This window comes from Bacillus vallismortis, from assembly GCF_004116955.1.
GTDB classification, from domain to species: Bacteria; Bacillota; Bacilli; order Bacillales; family Bacillaceae; genus Bacillus; species Bacillus vallismortis.
Window position 1 is genome coordinate 1,334,652 of record NZ_CP026362.1, and the last position, 18,767, is coordinate 1,353,418.

Below are 18,767 nucleotides of genomic sequence, written 5' to 3' on the forward strand. Positions count from 1 at the left end.
CTATAAAGGAGCCGGTTATGATATGCAAACTTGCCATTTTCATTATCTTATAGTTTTCCATTCAAAAATTGCGCTTCCCCAAGACCGAAACTCCAGTCTGCGTCACCATTTTCGGTAATGGATACCATTAAATCTTCAGGGGAAATCCCACATTCGGCTTGGAGCTTTTCAGCCAGCAGGGCATACAGTTTTTCCTTTTGGCTTTCTGTTCTTGTTTTGCTTGTCATACTGATGATAACCAGATCTTTGCTTCTTTGAAACCCTAATCCTGTGTCCTGGATCATAAGCTCGTTTTCCGGATGCTGATGGACAATTTGATATCGGTCTCTTTCCGGAACGCCAAACGCTTCGACCATGGCTTGATGGGCAGTATCTAATAACAATTGCAGTGATTTTTCGTCACGGCCTTCAATTAAATCAAAACGTAATAATGGCATGTGAATTCCTCCTCTTGTGAAGTTGTAATCTGTCTGTTTTCACATTGATTGATTTGCTTTCAGACAATGCATAGATATAAGAATCGCTTACTTGATAAAAACGATAACATATAACCAAAATGTAATCAACATATAACTAATCGGTGGTTTGGGTATGTGATAGAGGAAAAAGGTGAACTATAGCATGATTGGTAGGCGTTGATGGGAAATTAGTGTGAATGATGAGTTGTCCAAAAGATAACAATTATATAACCAACACTTATTTGTTTTCTCATGATTAAAGTAAAAGGACACACGTTTGTCTCACTTAATGTGTTTCATTTTTAGTTGACATGGATATCAATAAAATCGGTCTTCATCACTTGTCATGCATATGATGGTGGATTTTAAAAGATAAAGGTATGTTTCGGCTTGAGCATGACCAAAAACATTTCTAACTGGGGCGCCGCTTACAACAGTTCTCCCAGTATCAGGGCTTTGCTGTGTGTTTGACAGAACTGATGATGTTACAATACAGGTTTTTGGTCATAGCCCAATCGTTTTTCTTCTTTGTTGAATACCTTACATATAGGCAGACATAAAGGAGGAAAAAATCATGTACCCTCATCATTCTTATTATCGCGGGAATCCAAGTGCAGCCGGATACCCGGCGCGAAGTCCTTTTGTGTTTGGCGCTCCTTTAGTCGGCGGTTTATTAGGCGGCTTTCTCGGGAGTGCACTGTTTAACTACCCACGCCCTTATGCTTATCCGCCTGGCCCTTACGGTTACGGAGGCGCGCCGTACGGTTTTGGTGCCGGTGTGCCATACGGCGGATACCCCGGTTTCTATTAACAAAAACGGCCTGCATCGGTGCAGGCCGTTTTTTATCGGAATATTTCCACCTCGGACATATTGTAGTCATGCTGCTTCTGGAACATCACTTCCAGAAGGCCGTCCTTATAGACGGCTTTTGTTCCTTTGCGTTTGACTAAACAAGGCAGGTTTATCTTTCTGGGATGGTTTACATTCGGTAAATTCTCTATCATTAATGTGTGTGAAGTGTGTTTAACTTTTACCTGATCCAGCTGGCCTTCACTGATTGGCACTTTTACAAACACATGGTCTGTTGTTTCAAAGAGATCTATATCAGATTTAGTGTCAGATTTGGCGGGCTGTTCTTTTTTGGGGAGGGGATCGCGGAAAGGAAATTGAGCCGCATAATCACTGCCGAACACGCTTTCCATCACACGATTTACATACGTTTCCACTTCTTTTGGATCTGCTTTTTTTAATGCTTCCTTGGAAAATTGATTGTGGAAAGGAAAGTACTTGTTCCATTCAAACATTGTCGTCACACCCTTTCTTCACGGACAAAATAGTATATGCCCGCCCGATCCTTCACGTGATATAATCTAAGATGCTCTATAGAAAGGCAGGGATATCAATGCAAAATTCAGAAACTAAAAAAGGCATTCTCTACACAGCCGTTTCCTTTATCATGTGGGGGCTGTTTCCGCTCTATTGGAAGCTTCTCGAACAGCTGCCGGCTCTTGATATCTTGGCCCACCGCATGATATGGTCTTTTGTTTTTATGTGTATCGTACTTTTTTTCTTGCGGCAATGGAAAACAGGATGGCAGGTGCTGCGCTCATTGAAAAAGAACGGAGGCATCCTTTCTTTATTTCTCGCTTCTATTCTGATTTCGATTAACTGGTTTGTATACATATGGGCTGTCAATCATGGTTTTTTGCTTGAGGCTAGTCTTGGCTATTACATTAATCCCCTTGTATCCGTTCTCCTCGGCATTTTATTTTTAAAGGAAAAACTGAATCGCCTGCAACTGGTGGCGGTTTCGATTGCAGCTGCCGGCGTTATCATCTCTGCGTTCCAATACGGCTCCATTCCTTATGTCGCGCTTCTGCTCGCATTCAGCTTCGGACTGTACGGGTTAAGCAAAAAAAGAACCAGCCTGCCGAGCGCCATCGGTTTAACGCTGGAAACATTTATGATTATGCCGATTGCATTGGGGTATTTGCTGCTGAGCGGCCATGTTCAGCCAGCGGGTGCAGAAAGCGGGGGCATGTGGATGCTTCTCTTTTTTGCTGGTGTGTTTACGGCTTTGCCGCTATTATTGTTTGCGGAAGGAGCGAAACGGCTGCAGCTGTATCAGATCGGTATTTTGCAATATATTGCACCGACCATTACCTTGCTGATCGGGCTGTTTGTTTACCATGAGCCCTTTTCAAGCTCGAAGGCTTTTACATTCAGTTGTATATGGGCTGCGCTGCTCTTGTTTACGTTTTCACAAGTGAAGTGGAAACGGGCGTCAAAAAGCCATTGAGGCCTTTGGCTTTTAGCTGAAGCATATATTATGTATAATCATTTCATGTATGTAAGACATAAAGGAGCAAGACGATGGACAATGATATAGAGATAGTGAAAGCCTACGCTTCACTCTGGAACAACAGATCTCTCGCAAGTGATGACGCGGAGGCGGTAGCAGAGGCAATTGATCTTGAGCTCTTGGATAAACGAACACATCCGAGACTCCGGAAACCGATGCTGGAAAAATATTTTGCCGCAATCCAGCGCATTGTGAATGCGCAGCTCGAACCGGCAGTGAAATGTCAGCTGGTCAAATTACATACAGAACGTGCAGAGCATTTAAAAGAAGAAAGAGGGGAGCAATAATGAAAGCAATCATAAAAGAAGATGTGCAAGCATCTTTAGAACGATATGCGGACCGCCCTGTATATATCCATTTAGAAACCACAACCGGTTCTTATTCAGCACACTTAAACGAAAAAAACATGACAGTTGTTGCATATATTCGCAATGCAAAAGTCACCTATCATCAGGCAAAAATCAAAGGAACCGGGCCTTACCGTGTCGGCTTAAAAACAGAAGAAGGCTGGATTTATGCTGAAGGTTTGACTGAATACACGATAGATGAAGAAAACCGTATATTAATGGCCGGACACCTGCCGGGCGGTAAACTGGCTATTTCTCTGCAAATCAGTGAAAAACCGTTCACAGTTTAAAGAAGAGGGTGAAAAATAATGAAAGAACACGTACTTGTAATCCTGCCTCACCCTGATGACGAATCATACGGAGTGGCAGGCCTGATTGCCTTAAACAGAAAAAAAGACATTCCCGTCACTTACGCCTGTGCCACTTTAGGTGAAATGGGGAGAAATATGGGCGATCCATTTTTCGCGAATCGGGAAACATTGCCGCTCTTAAGAAAACAAGAGCTCATTAACGCTTGCAAAGAAATGGATATTCATGACCTGCGGATGCTGGGGCTCCGTGACAAGACACTCGAATTTGAAGACGATGAGTATTTAGCTGATATTATGGAAGAGATCATAGATGATGTAAAACCAAGTTTAATTGTCACATTTTATCCTGAACACGGCGTGCATCCTGACCATGATGCATGCGGAGAAGCGGTCATTCGTGCATTGTACCGAAAAAAGAAAGAAGACCGTCCGCGTACACTTTGCATGGCGATTACTCGCAACAGAGAAGAGGTACTCGGCGAAGCTGATGTCGTACTTGATATCAAAGAAGTAGCTGATATTAAGTTGAATGCGTTACGAGCTCACAGAACTCAAACAGAAGGCATGCTAAGAGAACTTGAAGAAAAATTGAAAAACAATGAACCTGTTATGGCAACATGGTTTGAAGAAGAAGTATATTGGACGTATCAATGGAATGATTAATCAAAAAGGTATAAGGCCTTAAGCCTTATACCTTCAGGCTGTCGAGAAAATCTCGACAGCCTTTATTTTTCCTTAAAATATCCATTCTCGTGTAATAAAATAAAAGATAGACTAAAAAGGACGGTGTCTTTCTCATGTTCCACACAAGAAAGTCTTCTCAAAACGCAGCCGAATTTGTTCTGCTTGACCAACTCGTCGAAGAGGATCATTTGCTTCGAAAAATTGATAAACACATTGACTTCTCTTTTATCATTGAAAAGGTTAAGCCTTACTACAGCGAAAACAAAGGCCGCCCCTCACTCGATCCGCTGATTTTATTCAAAATGATGTTTATCGGCTACCTCTACGGTATCCGTTCAGAAAGACAGCTTGAAAAAGAAATTTATTACAATATGGCGTACAGATGGTTTTTGGGCCTGAATATCAATGACCCAGTTCCGCACCACTCCACCATCAGCTGGAACAGACGCACACGCTTTAAAGATACAACGATTTTCCAAGACATTTTTGATGAGATCGTTCTTCAGGCCATCAATCATGATATGGTGGGCGGACGTGTCCTTTTCACTGATTCAACTCATCTGAAAGCCAATGCCAACAAGCACAAATACACAAGAAAAACGATTGAACAGGATACACAAAACTATATCAAAGATTTAAATGAAGCCATTCAAGAAGATCGGGAGGAGCACGGAAAAAAGCCATTACCAGCCAAAGAGGAGGTGAAAGCTGAAAAAGAAATCCGCCACAGTACAACTGATCCTGAAAGTGGATATATGTATCGTGAAAACAAACCGGAGGGTTTCTTTTACTTAGATCACCGAACAACGGATATGAAACATAACATTATCACCGACGCCTATGTTACGCCTGGAAATGTCCATGATTCTGTGCCTTATCTTGACCGATTAGATCACCAAATTGCACGATTTCGTTTTGAAGTAGAAGCCGTCGCTCTTGATTCTGGTTATTTAACGACTCCGATCTGTAAAGGGTTAGCCGACCGCCATATTTTTGGCGTTATTGCGCATAGACGATATCACCCTACTAGAGGTTTGTTTCCAAAATGGAAGTTTCATTATGACAGTGAACAAGACAGTTACATTTGCCCGAACCAGCAGGTACTTACATACTCAACAACTGACCGAAAAGGCTACAGGTCATATAAATCAAATCCTGAGATCTGTTGCGCATGCCCATTGCTTGCGCAATGCACAAGATCAAAGAAGCGTCAGAAGATCATCACCCGGCATGTATGGGAGGACCACAAAGAAAAGGTCAGACAAAACCGCTTGTCTGTTTCAGGAAAAACCCTCTATAAAAAAAGAAAAGAAAAAATAGAGCGAAGCTTTGCAGATTCAAAACAGCTGCATGGGCTTCGCTATTGCAGGTTGAGGGGAAAACGGAATGTGAGTGAACAAGTTCTCCTCACAGCCGCATGCCAGAACATGAAGAAGATTGCCACATACCTAGCCAAGCAGGGCTAGGTATGTGGGAGCTCTTTTTCAGTTTTTGAAATCCGCTGAACAACTAAAGAAACAGCAGAAAACAAAAAAGCTTGTAGAAAAAACGTCGTTTTCTCTACAAGCTGAAGGTATAAGGCCTTAAGCCTTATACCTTTTTTAGTTTTAAGTCAGATGCGATCGCTTGCGCGAGGGTGGATCTCATGGAAATTTCTTCGAAAGACAAACCTAACTGGACCGCGGTTTGCGCGATTTCCGGGCGGATTCCCGACAATGTGGAGGAAACGCCGATTAAACGCAGCGCTTCAATCAGGCTGAACAGCTGGTGGGCAACCATTGTATCAATAACAGCTACTCCTGATAAATCAATGTACAGCTGCGTCACTTTTTTCTCCGCACATTGATGCAGGGTGTTTTCCATAATCAGTTTGGCGCGTACGGTATCAATATCGCCGATTAAAGGCAGCAATCCGACGCTGTGAAACAGCACAATGACAGGCGCGCTTAATTCAGTAATCATGTCTTTTTGAGCCTGAAGCTGGAGGCTTGTGTTTTTGTACATTTCTTCTATAAAAATATGAATCACAAGATCGAACGCTTTGATAAGGGAATGATAAAGATTTTCAGCTTCTTCGCCTTTCACAGTGTCCTGATTGAGATGGACAAATTCTTTCACATAGGAAATATATAAATCTCTCACTCTGACAAACTCCCGGATAATATAGTGAATAGGAGTCTTTAAATGCTCTTGATCCTGTGTCACTTCAAAGGCCCATTCTTTCAGTATAGGCAGGTATACCTCCTCATCATCTATGAAAATGCGATTTATCTTATAATTGAAAGCTAGATTCTGGTTCTTTAAATTGTGAATGACAGCAGGGTCTGTTGATGCATAAATGGAATTCGGATCAGCCTCCTCGATTGTTTCGTACCATGTTGAACTGATCGTCTCCGCATGCTGAGAAAGATATTCGTATAATTTCTTATTTTTAGCCATGATTGATCACCTCTTTTAAATGTATTGTTTTTGCGAATAACGTTTTTGCAGGTTAGCCAGCCTGAAAAACAGTCCAACTGCTCCGGCGGCGAGTCCAGCAATGAGTCCGATCCAATACCCGAACGCGCCGAGACTTGTATACGTGCCGACCACATAACCGACAGGAAGGCCAATGACCCAGTAAGAAACAAAAGCGGCCGCCAGCGTATAGTTTACATCTTTGTATCCCCTGAGCGCTCCCTGAATCGGTGCTGCAACAGCATCGGAAAGCTGAAAAAACAGTGCGTAAATTAAAAAGTGCTGTGTCAGCCGGAACACATCAGGGTCAGACGTGTACATGCCGGCGATTTGGCCTCTGAATAAAAGGATACAGGCAGCGGTCATCAAAGAAAAACCGATTGCCATCATGATGCCGATTAAGCTATAGGAGCGTGCATCCTTAAAACGAGATGCACCGGCTTCAAAACCGACAACAATTGTTAAAGCCATGGACACGCTGAGCGGCAGCATATATAAAAGTGAAGCGAAGTTCATGGCCGCCTGGTGGGACGCGATTGTGACTGTATGAAAATGGCTCATCAGAAGCGTGACAGCTGCGAAAATGCTCGTTTCAAAAAAGACGGCAAATCCAATCGGCAGCCCGATTTTGAGCATATTTTTGCATGCTTTCCAAGAGAATGTATACATTGTAAGGAAAATCCCGTATTCCGAAAACGGTGCGAATTTATAAATAATGAAAAAACTGATGATGCAGATACACCAATAAGTAAGCGCTGACGCTAGTCCGGCGCCAACGCCGCCAAGGGCCGGCAGCCCGAATTTCCCGAAGATGAATACGTAATTCAATACAAAATTGATCGGAAGAGAACTAAGTGTAATCATCATGGTGACTCTCGTTTTTCCTAGTGAATCAATAAATGATCTCAAAACGGTGTAAACAAATAAAGGGAAAATGCCCAGCGATAAAAAACCTAAAAAGTGTTTGGCAACCTCATACACTTGTGCCTCAAGGTGTAATCGACCAAGAATAAGGTCAACTGCAGCATATCCAATCACTAAAACGGCGATGCTAAGAAGCGCAGCCACATATACAGCCTGTAAAACAGTAAAGGGAATCTTCTGTTTTTTTTCAGCGCCCAATAAATGAGCGACAATCGGAGTGACCGCCATTAAAATGCCTGCAAGTCCCGTATAAACAGGGGTCCAAAGGCTTGAGCCAATGGCGACACCGGCTAAATCAGCGGCACTCACTCTCCCTGACATCACCGTATCTAAAAACGTCATAAGAGAAAGCCCTACCTGGGTAATGAATATCGGAATGAAAATGTGCAAAAGCTGTTTGATCTTTTGCCGGGCGTTTTGAGTTTCTTTCATACATTGATCTCCGTTTCTTTTTCATAACGAGAGAAATTATAACATTTTGTTTATAAAAAGCAATGAACGCCGGCCCTATTCTTTTTTTGTCGGCTTCGTTTTTTTAAACATTTGGGCATAAATAAAAGAAAGCGAAATCACGCCTAAAAAGGTGAAAATATACTGAATGATTCTTTGAATTTCCATTCTTTACATCCCTCCTTTACCTATAGAATGTGCATCAATAAAATAAGCATGCGTGAAAAGTTGGAAATTTGATAGGAGATGAAGGTCTATGCGCTATGAACAAATGTCGGAAAATGTATTTAAGGGAAAGATACAAATATTCTTGGAGGAAATATTGGTTGATACGTCGCTAATTTTGAAAACACTTCACGAAAAAGACCAGTGCCTTCTTTGTGAGTTAGATGAATTAGGGCATATTTTTCAGGACATGCAGGGCATCGCATCATCCTTTTATTTGCAGTCATACATTGAGCAATTTACGCCGGCATTCATTGAGCTGGCCAAGGCGATTAAAGCTTTATCAGAACATAAGCATGGTGCTCTAATTGTGATAGAAAGAACGGACCCGGTTGAACACTTTATTCAAAAAGGGACCTCCCTTCATGCGGAAATTAGCGCTTCATTAATTGAGAGCATCTTTTTCCCCGGAAACCCTCTTCATGATGGCGCTTTATTGGTGAGAGAAAACAAACTCGTCTCAGCAGGCAATGTCCTCCCGCTGACAACAAAGGAAGTGGATATCCATTTGGGAACCCGGCACCGCGCTGCTCTTGGTATGTCGGGGTATACGGATGCGCTTGTGCTCGTTGTTTCAGAAGAGACAGGGAAGATGTCGTTTGCTAAAGACGGTGTATTATATCCATTAATTTCGCCAAGAACGTAAAAATAAATAAAAGGGCCTGAAAATGACTCCTATCTTGAGTCAATAGGACTGAATCCACCTCTTTTTTAAAGCATTCACTTTACGCTGAATGCTTTTTGGCTTGAATCAGAAAATATAAACTGGTAGAAAAGTTATATGTGATGAATATTAATTAAGTTAAATACTTTACCTGATTTTGTATTTGTAGTACCGTATAAAATTATTACATCTATTATAGGAAGGGTGCTGCCGCATGGCTAAAGTATTAATGATCGGTTTCCCCGGTGAAGGGCATATTAATCCGTCTATCGGTGTAATGAAGGAGCTGAAATCCCGGGGAGAACAAATTACTTACTATGCAGTGAAGGAATACAAAGAAAAAATTGACGCTCTTGATGTTGAGTTTCGTGAGTATCAGGATTTTCGGGAGGATCACTTCGGGAAAAACGCAACCGGAGACGAAGAAAGAGATGTCACAGAAATGATCTGCGTCTTTTTGAAAGGCTGTATTGAGATCGTGACTCATATTTATGATGAAGTCAAACATGAATCATATGATTATGTTATCTATGATCACCATCTTCTCGCTGGTAAAATCATTGCCAATTTGTTGAAGCTGCCGAGATTTTCATTGTGTACAACCTTTGCAATGAATGAAGAATTTACGAAGCAAATGATGGGAGCATACATGAAAGGATCACTTGAAGATTCGCCTCATTATGAATCTTATCAGCAGCTTTCAGAAACCTTAAATACTGAATTTCAAGCAGAGATCAAGAAGCCATTTGATGTTTTTTTAGCAGATGGGGACTTGACGATTGTCTTTACATCAAGAGAATTTCAGCCATTAGCCGAGAAATTTGGCGATCGCTATGTATTTGTCGGTCCTTCCATTACGGAAAGAGCCGGAAACAAGGATTTCCCATTTGATCAAATTGACAATGAAAACGTGCTGTTTATTTCAATGGGAACCATTTTTAACAATCAAAAGCAGTTTTTTAATCAATGCCTAGAAGTGTGTAAAGACTTTGACGGTAAAGTTGTGCTTTCCATCGGCAAGCATATGAAACCGAGTGAGTTAAACGACATTCCGGAAAATTTTATTGTACGCCCGTATGTCCCTCAGCTAGAGATCCTGAAAAGAGCTAGCTTATTTGTGACTCACGGCGGGATGAACAGCACAAGTGAAGGTTTGTATTTTGAAACCCCGCTTGTTGTCATTCCGATGGGAGGTGACCAGTTTGTCGTCGCAAATCAGGTGGAAAAAGTCGGCGCAGGAAAAGCGCTGAAAAAAGAACAATTATCTGAAAGCCTTCTGAAAGAGACGATTCAAGAAGTAATGAACAATCGTGCATATTCTGAAAAGGCAAAAGAAATTGGACAATCACTCCAAGCGGCGGGCGGCTCTAATAAAGCTGCCGATCGTATTCTTGAATTTGTGAAACACAAAAAGCAATCTGCTAACGCATAGTGTAATAGCCTGTTCTTACAATAGGACAGGCTTTCTATTTTTTCGTGAAGGGATTTGACACGCCGATAGAGAATTGATAGGAAAAACAGACAAGAAAGGAGGCAAAACTGCTCCGTTCATCAAAGAAACCCATCATTTGTACCCCTCGCTTAAATAGTTCCTTAGACTTTCGAAAAAATATAGGCAACTCATGTAAAATATTAGGTGTTTGTTTGAAGGACTAAAGGTCGAACGATGCTGAAATGGCTGCGGATTATTTGAAAAGGGTTTAACTTGCTGAAAAAGTGACGATAAAACTGATGTGTGCCCATTTTTGGAAAGAAAATACTACTGTTTTTGCGCATAAACAGTTTAGGAGGTTGATTGAATGAAAAAGAAGATTGTAGCCGGCTTGGCTGTTTCCGCAGTTGTTGGGTCATCGATTGCCGCAGCGCCCGCGGAAGCAAAAACAATTAAAGTGAAAAACGGTGACTCTCTTTGGAAACTTTCCCGCCAGTACGATACGACGATATCAGCTCTGAAATCCGAAAACAAATTGAAATCAACGGTGATTTATGCCGGACAAAGCCTTAAAATTCCTAAGAGCAGCAAAAAAAGCACGACATCCCCATCACACTCAAGCAAAACGTCAACATACACAGTTGCCTATGGTGATTCGTTGTGGATGATTGCTAAAAATCATAAAATGAGTGTTTCTGAGCTTAAAAGTATAAACAGCCTGACAAGTGACCTCATTCGGCCCGGACAAAAGCTTAAGATTAAAGGGACAAGCAGTTCAAGCGGCTCAAACGGATCGAAAAAAAACAGCGGTTCCAATTCCTCAGGCTCGTCAAAAAGTACATATACAGTTAAGCTTGGTGACTCGCTGTGGAAAATCGCTAACAGCTTACATATGACAGTAGCCGAATTAAAAACCTTAAATGGCTTAACATCAGATACGCTGTACCCTAAGCAGGTACTCAAAATAAAAGGGAACAGTTCATCTAACAGCGGAAGCAGCGGTTCCAAGAAGCCGTCAAACTCCAATTCTTCAAAAACAGCTACATACAAGGTGAAAGCAGGCGATTCGCTGTGGAAAATCGCGAATCAGCTCGGGGTTACTGTGCAAAGCATCCGTGATAAAAACAAATTATCATCTGATGTTCTGCAAATCGGGCAGGTTCTGACGATTTCGGGAGCATCAAAACCTGACAATTCAAATCAGACAAAGCCAAAAGACAACTCGGGATCAAACGTTCAAATAGGCTCGAAGATTGACAGAATGATAACAGAAGCGAAAAAATATGTCGGGGTGCCATACCGCTGGGGCGGAAACACGCCTGCCGGTTTTGATTGCAGCGGTTACATTTATTACCTCATTAACAAAGTATCATCGATATCTAGATTAAGTACGGCAGGGTATTGGAATGTGATGCAAAAAGTCAGCCAGCCGTCAGTTGGAGATTTTGTCTTCTTTACCACATATAAATCAGGACCGTCTCACATGGGGATTTACCTGGGCGGCGGAGACTTTATTCATGCAAGCTCATCAGGCGTCGACATTTCCAATCTCAGCAATTCATATTGGAAACAGCGCTATTTGGGCGCAAGAACCTATTTTTAAAAATGAGTATGGACAACATCCTAAAACGTTTTCGGTTTAGGATGTTGTCATCTTTTCATCGTAATTGAAAACCCTTGAAGCGTGAGCATCGGAGGCGACTTCCGCACGATACGGTGTGACACAGGCGTTTGAGCAGGGTCTCTAGATTGTAGCGACTGAGCTCGCGGCAGGGCCGCAATGAATGCGAGGATTTATCCGACACGCTGTAAAAAGCCTTTTTATAGGCTTTTTTGTTTAGATCAGACAATGATTGACCACACTGTTAGAAAAAACAAGGGGGAGACAGTATGTACCGTCTCTTGCTGTTGATGTTGCTGACGGCCCTGGGAGTTGCGGGATGCGGACAAAAAAACCCTCATGATCCTCCTGAACGGGTGCCGGAAAAAGAAGTGATTAAAACGTCAGCGTTTGGTCACCATGTCCAGCTGGTTAATCGTGAAGGCAAAGCAGTCGGTTTTATAGAAATCAAAGAATCAGATGACGAAGGCCTCGATATTCACGTTTCAGCTAACAGCCTGCGTCCCGGCGCTTCACTAGGTTTTCATATTCATGAGAAAGGTTCATGTGTCAGGCCGGATTTTGAATCAGCGGGAGGCCATTTTAATCCGCTGAACAAAGAACACGGCTTCAACAATCCGATGGGGAATCATGCCGGAGATCTGCCAAACCTTGAAGTTGGTGCCGATGGAAAAGTAGATGTCATAATGAATGCGCCGGACACCTCACTGAAAATAGGAAGTAAGCTAAATATCCTCGATCATGATGGGAGTGCGTTTATTATTCATGAACATGCCGACGATTATTTAACAAATCCTAGCGGAAATTCAGGTGCGCGTATCGTCTGCGGAGCCCTTTCCGGAAATAACGAGAAGCAGTAAAATCATCCAAGCCCTTTTGTATTGAGTATACAAGGGCTTTTTTAGTATACTCGTTTATGGAATATGAACAGGAAAGGGAACCAGACTATGACAACTCAAATACAGCACGTAACATTGCCTGAAGAGATACAACAAAAGCTTTTATTATATAAAGACCAGCCGATTTCCCCTGAGTTTCAGTCGCTTATCGGAACGCCAGGCTATGAGGCGGAGGATGAAGCGATTTTATTTGACGCCATCATCGCATTAGCCATGGGAAAAAATGTCCTGCTGAAAGGGCCTACTGGCTCAGGAAAAACAAAGCTGGCAGAAACATTGTCAGGCTATTTTCATAAACCGATGCACAGTGTCAACTGTTCAGTGGACTTGGACGCTGAAGCCTTAGTCGGCTATAAAACGATTGAAAATCAATCTGGCCAGGCAACGATCGAGTTTGTTTCCGGGCCTGTCACAAAAGCTATGAAAGAAGGCCATTTTCTTTATATAGATGAAATCAATATGGCAAAGCCGGAAACACTGCCCATTTTAAACGGTGTATTAGATTACAGAAAAATGATGACAAATCCGTTTACAGGCGAGGTCATTCGGGCTAAAGAAGGGTTCGGAGTCATTGCGGCCATCAATGAAGGCTATGTCGGAACTGTTCCGCTGAATGAAGCATTGAAAAACCGTTTTGTCATCATTGATGTACCTTATATTAAAGGCGAGCTGCTAAAACAAGTGCTCATGTCTCAGTCAGCCCTGAAAGATGAGAAATTGATTGACCGGTTTATCACGCTTTCCTCTGACCTGATCGTCCAGGCCAATAACGGCCAGGTGTCTGAGGAGGCGGCATCCATCAGAGCATTAATTGATACATGTGATTTAGCCGCTTATATTCCGCCGCGTCGTGCGATTGAACGGGGAATTGTAGAAAAGCTTGATGATGACCGGGAAAAGGCGGCAGTCCGAAATATCGCTGAAACTCTGTTTGAATGAGGGAGCTGCGATGAAATTTATCAAATTTAACGACAGCACAATCGATTCGTTTTTATTTATGATGCTCACTGATTTGGCCAAAACACTGACCAAGAGTGAAGCGGTAGAAGTGGAGTATGGCGTTCAGTCGTATTACAACCCTTTTGAAAAGAAAATTTATATGAGCCATTTTTGGAAGGACAGGGCGGCTGAGGACATGGAAGCGGGCCTAAAAAGCGACGTCTACTTGCGTTCGGTCGGAACGAGATATAGCTCTTTGCAAGAGTTTGCGAGCTTTTTGGATGATATTCATCGGCATCTGACATTCAAAAGCTTTGCAAAGCAGCTGTTTATGCTGCTTGAGGACATCAGAATTGAAGAATGCATCAAACACGAGCGTCCGGGTACGAAACATGTATTTGCGAAGCGAAAAGACATGTACAGAAAACACTTCTCCACCCAGCTGAATTTAAATTTAGAGCGAAGCATTTTTACGGATGCCCTCTTTTGCGCGATCTATGTCAAGCTAACAGCTGAATCGCCGCTCGAGACCCTTCCGTCTATGCGTGAAGATATCGATCTGATGCGCCCGTTTATTGAGCAGCAGCTTTTGCGTGTGTATGAAGCAGATACGACACGTCAGGTTCTGAAAATTGTTGAAGACCTCATGGACGGGCTTGAAGAGGTGCTTGATAAAGACATGCTGAATACCTACTTCTTTTTGCCTGAGCTTGATTACGCAAAAGCTGCAGAACAGCCATTGTTTGAAGAAGAGAAAAAAGCGCCGAAGCTGAGTGATGACATCACGCTTCCGAAAAAGTCAGACGGCGACGAGGATATTCATGAAGAAGAAATGCCGACGTGGCACCGGGAAACAGAAGCTCCGTCTAAGAGCTTCCTTCAATTTGATATTGAACACGGCGCGAAATCAGATGTAGGAAAAGACGCTTCAAGGGAAGGCGACGATGGAGATCAAGCGCTTGGTTCAGTCCAAGGATCAGCCAGACAAACAAAACGGAAAGACTATTCCAAGCTGGAAGCGCTGGAGTCCCGGAAAGACCAGCCAAACGGAGCGGGTATGGCCGACGGAAAAGAAAATAAATATGCATTTTCGATTTACAAAGAACCGAAGCCGGCTACCAGTGAAGAAGCGCTTTCTTATAAACAGCAGGCAAAAACGATCGAATCATATCAAAAGCGTTTGAAACAAATGATTCAAAAAACGCTGGAGCATAAAAAAACATTGCCGAGAACAGATCTTCATGCCGGTCGGCTGAACAATAAGCTCCTCCGTTACTTCACTGAGCGGAATCCGCGCCTGTTCTACAAAAAGCAAGAACCGTCTTCCGAAATTGACGCAGCTTTTACTTTGCTGGTCGACTGTTCAGCCAGCATGTTCGACAAAATGGAAGAGACAAAGCGGGGAATCGTGCTGTTTCACGAAGCGTTGAAATCGGTAGCCGTTCCGCATCAGATTGTCGGTTTCTGGGAAGACACAAACGATGCGACCGAAACAAGCCAGCCAAACTATTTCAATACGGTTATTCCTTTCCAATCGTCATTAAGACAAGATGCCGGGTCTGCCATTATGCAGCTCGAGCCTGAGGAAGATAACCGTGACGGCTATGCGATCCGCCAGATGACGAAACAAATGCTGCAGCGCAGCGAGGCGCAAAAGTTCTTAATTGTTTTCTCGGATGGAGAGCCGGCCGCGTTTGGCTATGAACAAAACGGAATAGTCGATACAAGTGAAGCGGTTATTGAAGCGCGAAAAAGAGGAATAGAAGTCATAAATGTTTTTCTTTCCAACACAGAAATAGAAGAATCACAGATGAAGACCATTCAGGATATGTACGGAAAATTCAGTATATTCGTCCCGGATGTCGATCAGCTCCCGGATGTTCTGTATCCGCTGCTGAAAAAACTGCTCCATAAAAGCATAGGTTAACTCTTGATCCTATGCTTTTTGGCGTTCCTTTTTTCAAATGATTAAATTTTTTGTTTTTTATGAAGGTTTTTTACTATTTTGTGAACAATCAAGGTAGAATCAAATTGCAAACAGTGGTAAAATATCGTTGGAAGCGTTTTTATTACATAATTTTGGACACATCGTTCGAAAGTTATTTTAAGATAGTGAATCAATCACTTGATTATCTAAGTTGGGGGTAATATTCAAATGTTTCAAAATAGTATGAAACAACGAATGAATTGGGAAGATTTTTACGGTCCGAACCTCGGCTATGCGCTGGAGCTTTACGATCAGTACACCCAGGATCCGAACAGCATTGACCCGGATCTAAAGGAAATGTTCGACGAGCTCGGTGCTCCGCCAAACGATATAAAAGAGGCCTCGGGAACAGAAGAAAAGGGGCGTGTTACAGCCGATCTGATTCAAAAGATCGCAGCCGCAGTCAGACTTGCAGAAGATATCCGAACCTATGGCCATTTAAACGCTTCCGTCAATCCGCTCAGAAAGGATGGGAAAAAGAGCGAACTCTTTCCATTATCCGATTACGGGCTAACAGAAGAGGAAATAAAAGCAATACCTGCGTCAGTAATTTGCAAAGACGCTCCTAAAAACATTACGAACGGTTTAGAAGCCATTCAGTATTTACGAAATACGTATAAAAGAACGATCTCATTTGAATTTGACCACGTGCATGACTTCAAAGAGCGCGAGTGGCTGACAAAGATGATTGAATCCGGCGAGCTCTTTCAGAAGAACTCAGCTGAAAAGCTGTCGGCTGTGCTGGAAAGACTGACAGAAGTAGAGGGCTTCGAGCAGTTTTTACACCGCACATTCGTCGGACAGAAGCGTTTTTCCATTGAGGGTCTGGACGCACTTGTTCCAGTGCTGGATGACATTATTGCACAATCTGTCAAATCCGGTACGACGAGTGTCAACATCGGGATGGCGCACAGGGGGCGCCTGAATGTCTTGGCGCACGTGCTCGGCAAACCGTACGAAATCATTTTCTCCGAATTCCAGCATGCGCCGAACAAAGATCTTGTCCCGTCTGAGGGATCAATCGGAATCAGCTACGGATGGACAGGGGATGTCAAATACCATCTCGGGGCGAATCGGGAGCTTCAAGACGCTGCAACCAAATCAGCGCGCATTACGTTAGCAAACAACCCGAGCCATTTGGAATTTATCAACCCGATTGTTGAAGGCAGCACAAGAGCGGCACAGGAAACGAGAACACAAAGCGGATACCCTGTGCAGGACGAAACGAAATCGCTTGCAATTTTAATTCATGGAGACGCAGCATTCCCTGGGGAAGGAATTGTCGCTGAAACATTGAATTTAAGTTCTTTAACAGGGTATCAAGTAGGCGGTGCGATTCATATTATCGCCAATAACATGATCGGATTCACAACAGAAAGCGCTGAATCAAGATCAACAAAATATGCCAGTGATCTGGCGAAGGGCTATGAAATTCCAATTGTCCACGTGAATGCGGATGATCCTGAAGCCTGTCTTTCAGCTGTTAAGTTTGCGGTAGAATACCGAAAAACATTCAACAAAGACTTTCTGATTGACTTGATCGGGTACAGACGCTACGGACATAACGAAATGGATGAGCCGTCTACCACTCAGCCAATGCTGTATGATGCTGTCAGAAAGCATCCGACCGTCAAACACATTTTCGCTGAAAAGCTTGTGAAAGAAGGCGTGCTTGATGAGGAAGTTGTTGAAAACATCGAAAAATCGGTAACGAAGCGCATTGAGGATGCTTATCAGAAAGTGCCGGCTAAAAAGGAACCGACCGCTACTGAAATTGAACTTCCAGAGCCTGTTTCAAACGGTTTTCCTGATGTTGACACATCCATTGATTTTGATGTGCTCCGCAAGCTGAATGGCGAATTGGTCAACTGGCCGGAGTCATTTAACGTTTTCGGCAAGCTTAAGCGCATTTTAGAAAGACGCGCCAAAGCGTTCGATGATGACAGAAAAGTGGAATGGTCTTTGGCAGAATCACTCGCATTTGCATCTATTTTAAAAGACGGAACACCGATTCGTTTAACAGGACAGGATTCTGAGCGCGGAACGTTCGCCCAAAGAAACCTTGTGCTTCATGACAGTGAGACGGGCGAAGAATTTGTGCCGCTTCATCACTTAACTGACTGTGAGACATCTTTTGCGGTTCATAACAGCCCGCTGTCTGAAGGATCGGTTCTCGGCTTTGAATATGGCTATAACGTGCATTCACCAGAAACGCTTGTCATGTGGGAAGCGCAGTATGGAGATTTTGCCAACGCTGCTCAAGTGTATTTTGACCAATTCATTTCTGCCGGACGCGCAAAATGGGGCCAAAAATCCGGATTAGTCATGCTTCTTCCGCACGGTTACGAGGGCCAGGGGCCCGAGCACTCAAGCGGAAGAATCGAACGGTTCCTGCAGCTTGCGGCGGAAAACAACTGGACGGTTGCCAACCTGACAAGCGCCGCACAATATTTTCATATTTTAAGAAGACAGGCCAAAATGCTGCTTCGTGAAGAAATCAGGCCGCTCGTCATTATGACGCCAAAGAGCCTTCTCCGTAATCCGAATACGGTTTCGGAAGTGCAGGAGCTCAGCGAAAGCCGCTTCCAGCCTGTTTATGAACAGTCCGGACTTTCTCATGACTATGAAAAAGTAACCAGACTTGTATTATCCAGCGGGAAAGTGTCCATAGACATCAGCGACCATTTCAACAAGTTAGAAGACGGTAAAGAATGGCTTCACATTGCGAGAATTGAACAGCTGTATCCATTCCCGGCAAAAGGAATCAAAGAATTATTTGCAAAACTTCCGAACCTGAAAGAAATCGTTTGGGTGCAGGAAGAACCGCAGAACATGGGGGCTTGGAGTTATATCAGCCCGTATTTGACAGAAATTGCACCAAAGGGAGTAGGCGTTCAATATATTGGACGAAGAAGACGATCCAGTCCTGCAGAAGGAGATCCGACAGTTCATAAAAAAGAACAGGAACGTATTGTATCTGATAGCTTGACTCGCAAAAACTAAGGG

17 protein-coding genes are annotated in these 18,767 nt (G+C 43.1%); 13 read left to right on the forward strand and 4 right to left on the reverse strand.

The genetic code is table 11. The features are described 5' to 3' along the window. Positions 1 to 47 precede the first annotated feature (47 nt). Complete coding sequence (locus BV11031_RS07370) at positions 48 to 437, reverse strand: tautomerase family protein (RefSeq protein ID WP_010328026.1); 390 nt, start codon at positions 435 to 437, stop codon at positions 48 to 50. A 595-nt stretch (positions 438 to 1,032) separates the two neighbouring features. Here BV11031_RS07370 and BV11031_RS07375 point away from each other — a divergent pair. Next, a complete protein-coding gene (locus BV11031_RS07375) occupies positions 1,033 to 1,269 on the forward strand; it encodes a hypothetical protein (RefSeq protein ID WP_010328025.1) in 237 nt (78 codons plus the stop codon). A gap of 32 nt (positions 1,270 to 1,301) precedes the next feature. Here BV11031_RS07375 and BV11031_RS07380 read toward each other — a convergent pair whose 3' ends face one another. Then, positions 1,302 to 1,763, reverse strand: coding sequence for an Hsp20/alpha crystallin family protein (locus BV11031_RS07380; RefSeq protein ID WP_010328024.1), 462 nt, complete (start codon positions 1,761 to 1,763; stop codon positions 1,302 to 1,304). Between the two features lie 98 nt (positions 1,764 to 1,861). On the opposite strand from BV11031_RS07380, the gene rarD reads away from it, so the two are divergent. The 5 genes from rarD (at position 1,862) to BV11031_RS07405 (ending at position 5,629) form a co-directional block, all read left to right on the forward strand. Beyond that, positions 1,862 to 2,758 carry an EamA family transporter RarD gene (rarD, locus tag BV11031_RS07385; RefSeq protein WP_129550714.1) on the forward strand — a complete coding sequence of 299 codons (897 nt, stop codon included), beginning with the start codon at positions 1,862 to 1,864 and terminating at the stop codon, positions 2,756 to 2,758. A 74-nt stretch (positions 2,759 to 2,832) separates the two neighbouring features. Continuing rightward, positions 2,833 to 3,108, forward strand: coding sequence for a hypothetical protein (locus tag BV11031_RS07390; RefSeq protein WP_010328023.1), 276 nt, complete (start codon positions 2,833 to 2,835; stop codon positions 3,106 to 3,108). Next, on the forward strand, positions 3,108 to 3,458 hold the full coding sequence (locus BV11031_RS07395) for a YojF family protein (RefSeq protein WP_010328022.1): 351 nt from the start codon (positions 3,108 to 3,110) through the stop codon (positions 3,456 to 3,458). Before BV11031_RS07390 ends, BV11031_RS07395 begins: the two co-directional genes overlap by 1 nt. Positions 3,459 to 3,476: 18 nt before the next feature. Then, positions 3,477 to 4,142: a bacillithiol biosynthesis deacetylase BshB2 gene (bshB2, locus tag BV11031_RS07400; protein ID WP_010328021.1), complete on the forward strand. Its 666-nt coding sequence runs from the start codon at positions 3,477 to 3,479 to the stop codon at positions 4,140 to 4,142. Between the two features lie 134 nt (positions 4,143 to 4,276). Continuing rightward, complete coding sequence (locus tag BV11031_RS07405) at positions 4,277 to 5,629, forward strand: IS1182 family transposase (RefSeq protein WP_129550715.1); 1,353 nt, start codon at positions 4,277 to 4,279, stop codon at positions 5,627 to 5,629. 124 nt (positions 5,630 to 5,753) lie between these two features. Here BV11031_RS07405 and rsbRC read toward each other — a convergent pair whose 3' ends face one another. Further along, complete coding sequence (gene rsbRC / locus BV11031_RS07410) at positions 5,754 to 6,602, reverse strand: RsbT co-antagonist RsbRC (protein WP_010330381.1); 849 nt, start codon at positions 6,600 to 6,602, stop codon at positions 5,754 to 5,756. 15 nt (positions 6,603 to 6,617) lie between these two features. After that, the gene (locus BV11031_RS07415; RefSeq protein ID WP_010330380.1) at positions 6,618 to 7,976 is read right to left on the reverse strand and encodes an MATE family efflux transporter; all 1,359 of its coding nucleotides are present in this window, start codon (positions 7,974 to 7,976) and stop codon (positions 6,618 to 6,620) included. Positions 7,977 to 8,250: 274 nt separating this feature from the next. On the opposite strand from BV11031_RS07415, the gene cdaS reads away from it, so the two are divergent. The 7 genes from cdaS to sucA all read left to right on the forward strand — a co-directional run bounded on the left by cdaS (position 8,251) and on the right by sucA (position 18,764). Continuing rightward, on the forward strand, positions 8,251 to 8,865 hold the full coding sequence (gene cdaS / locus BV11031_RS07420; protein ID WP_039074187.1) for a sporulation-specific diadenylate cyclase CdaS: 615 nt from the start codon (positions 8,251 to 8,253) through the stop codon (positions 8,863 to 8,865). Between the two features lie 232 nt (positions 8,866 to 9,097). Continuing rightward, on the forward strand, positions 9,098 to 10,315 hold the full coding sequence (locus BV11031_RS07425) for a macrolide family glycosyltransferase (protein ID WP_010331313.1): 1,218 nt from the start codon (positions 9,098 to 9,100) through the stop codon (positions 10,313 to 10,315). Between the two features lie 367 nt (positions 10,316 to 10,682). Then, complete coding sequence (locus tag BV11031_RS07430; RefSeq protein ID WP_010331312.1) at positions 10,683 to 11,918, forward strand: C40 family peptidase; 1,236 nt, start codon at positions 10,683 to 10,685, stop codon at positions 11,916 to 11,918. Positions 11,919 to 12,205: 287 nt separating this feature from the next. Further along, positions 12,206 to 12,796 (forward strand): superoxide dismutase family protein, encoded by a 591-nt coding sequence (locus tag BV11031_RS07435; protein ID WP_010331311.1) that lies wholly within the window; start codon positions 12,206 to 12,208, stop codon positions 12,794 to 12,796. A 63-nt stretch (positions 12,797 to 12,859) separates the two neighbouring features. After that, positions 12,860 to 13,774 carry an AAA family ATPase gene (locus tag BV11031_RS07440; RefSeq protein ID WP_082246417.1) on the forward strand — a complete coding sequence of 305 codons (915 nt, stop codon included), beginning with the start codon at positions 12,860 to 12,862 and terminating at the stop codon, positions 13,772 to 13,774. A 10-nt stretch (positions 13,775 to 13,784) separates the two neighbouring features. After that, positions 13,785 to 15,701 (forward strand): vWA domain-containing protein, encoded by a 1,917-nt coding sequence (locus BV11031_RS07445; protein ID WP_010331309.1) that lies wholly within the window; start codon positions 13,785 to 13,787, stop codon positions 15,699 to 15,701. 228 nt (positions 15,702 to 15,929) lie between these two features. Beyond that, positions 15,930 to 18,764 carry a 2-oxoglutarate dehydrogenase E1 component gene (gene sucA / locus BV11031_RS07450; protein WP_010331308.1) on the forward strand — a complete coding sequence of 945 codons (2,835 nt, stop codon included), beginning with the start codon at positions 15,930 to 15,932 and terminating at the stop codon, positions 18,762 to 18,764. The last annotated feature ends 3 nt before the right edge of the window (positions 18,765 to 18,767 follow it).

Bases quoted from the DNA above. Each gene is read 5' to 3' on its own strand.
- BV11031_RS07370 (WP_010328026.1), bottom strand. From the start codon at position 437: ATGCCATTATTACGTTTTGATTTAATTGAAGGCCGTGACGAAAAATCA.
- BV11031_RS07375 (WP_010328025.1), top strand. From the start codon at position 1,033: ATGTACCCTCATCATTCTTATTATCGCGGGAATCCAAGTGCAGCCGGA.
- BV11031_RS07380 (WP_010328024.1), bottom strand. From the start codon at position 1,763: ATGTTTGAATGGAACAAGTACTTTCCTTTCCACAATCAATTTTCCAAG.
- rarD (WP_129550714.1), top strand. From the start codon at position 1,862: ATGCAAAATTCAGAAACTAAAAAAGGCATTCTCTACACAGCCGTTTCC.
- BV11031_RS07390 (WP_010328023.1), top strand. From the start codon at position 2,833: ATGGACAATGATATAGAGATAGTGAAAGCCTACGCTTCACTCTGGAAC.
- BV11031_RS07395 (WP_010328022.1), top strand. From the start codon at position 3,108: ATGAAAGCAATCATAAAAGAAGATGTGCAAGCATCTTTAGAACGATAT.
- bshB2 (WP_010328021.1), top strand. From the start codon at position 3,477: ATGAAAGAACACGTACTTGTAATCCTGCCTCACCCTGATGACGAATCA.
- BV11031_RS07405 (WP_129550715.1), top strand. From the start codon at position 4,277: ATGTTCCACACAAGAAAGTCTTCTCAAAACGCAGCCGAATTTGTTCTG.
- rsbRC (WP_010330381.1), bottom strand. From the start codon at position 6,602: ATGGCTAAAAATAAGAAATTATACGAATATCTTTCTCAGCATGCGGAG.
- BV11031_RS07415 (WP_010330380.1), bottom strand. From the start codon at position 7,976: ATGAAAGAAACTCAAAACGCCCGGCAAAAGATCAAACAGCTTTTGCAC.
- cdaS (WP_039074187.1), top strand. From the start codon at position 8,251: ATGCGCTATGAACAAATGTCGGAAAATGTATTTAAGGGAAAGATACAA.
- BV11031_RS07425 (WP_010331313.1), top strand. From the start codon at position 9,098: ATGGCTAAAGTATTAATGATCGGTTTCCCCGGTGAAGGGCATATTAAT.
- BV11031_RS07430 (WP_010331312.1), top strand. From the start codon at position 10,683: ATGAAAAAGAAGATTGTAGCCGGCTTGGCTGTTTCCGCAGTTGTTGGG.
- BV11031_RS07435 (WP_010331311.1), top strand. From the start codon at position 12,206: ATGTACCGTCTCTTGCTGTTGATGTTGCTGACGGCCCTGGGAGTTGCG.
- BV11031_RS07440 (WP_082246417.1), top strand. From the start codon at position 12,860: ATGAACAGGAAAGGGAACCAGACTATGACAACTCAAATACAGCACGTA.
- BV11031_RS07445 (WP_010331309.1), top strand. From the start codon at position 13,785: ATGAAATTTATCAAATTTAACGACAGCACAATCGATTCGTTTTTATTT.
- sucA (WP_010331308.1), top strand. From the start codon at position 15,930: ATGTTTCAAAATAGTATGAAACAACGAATGAATTGGGAAGATTTTTAC.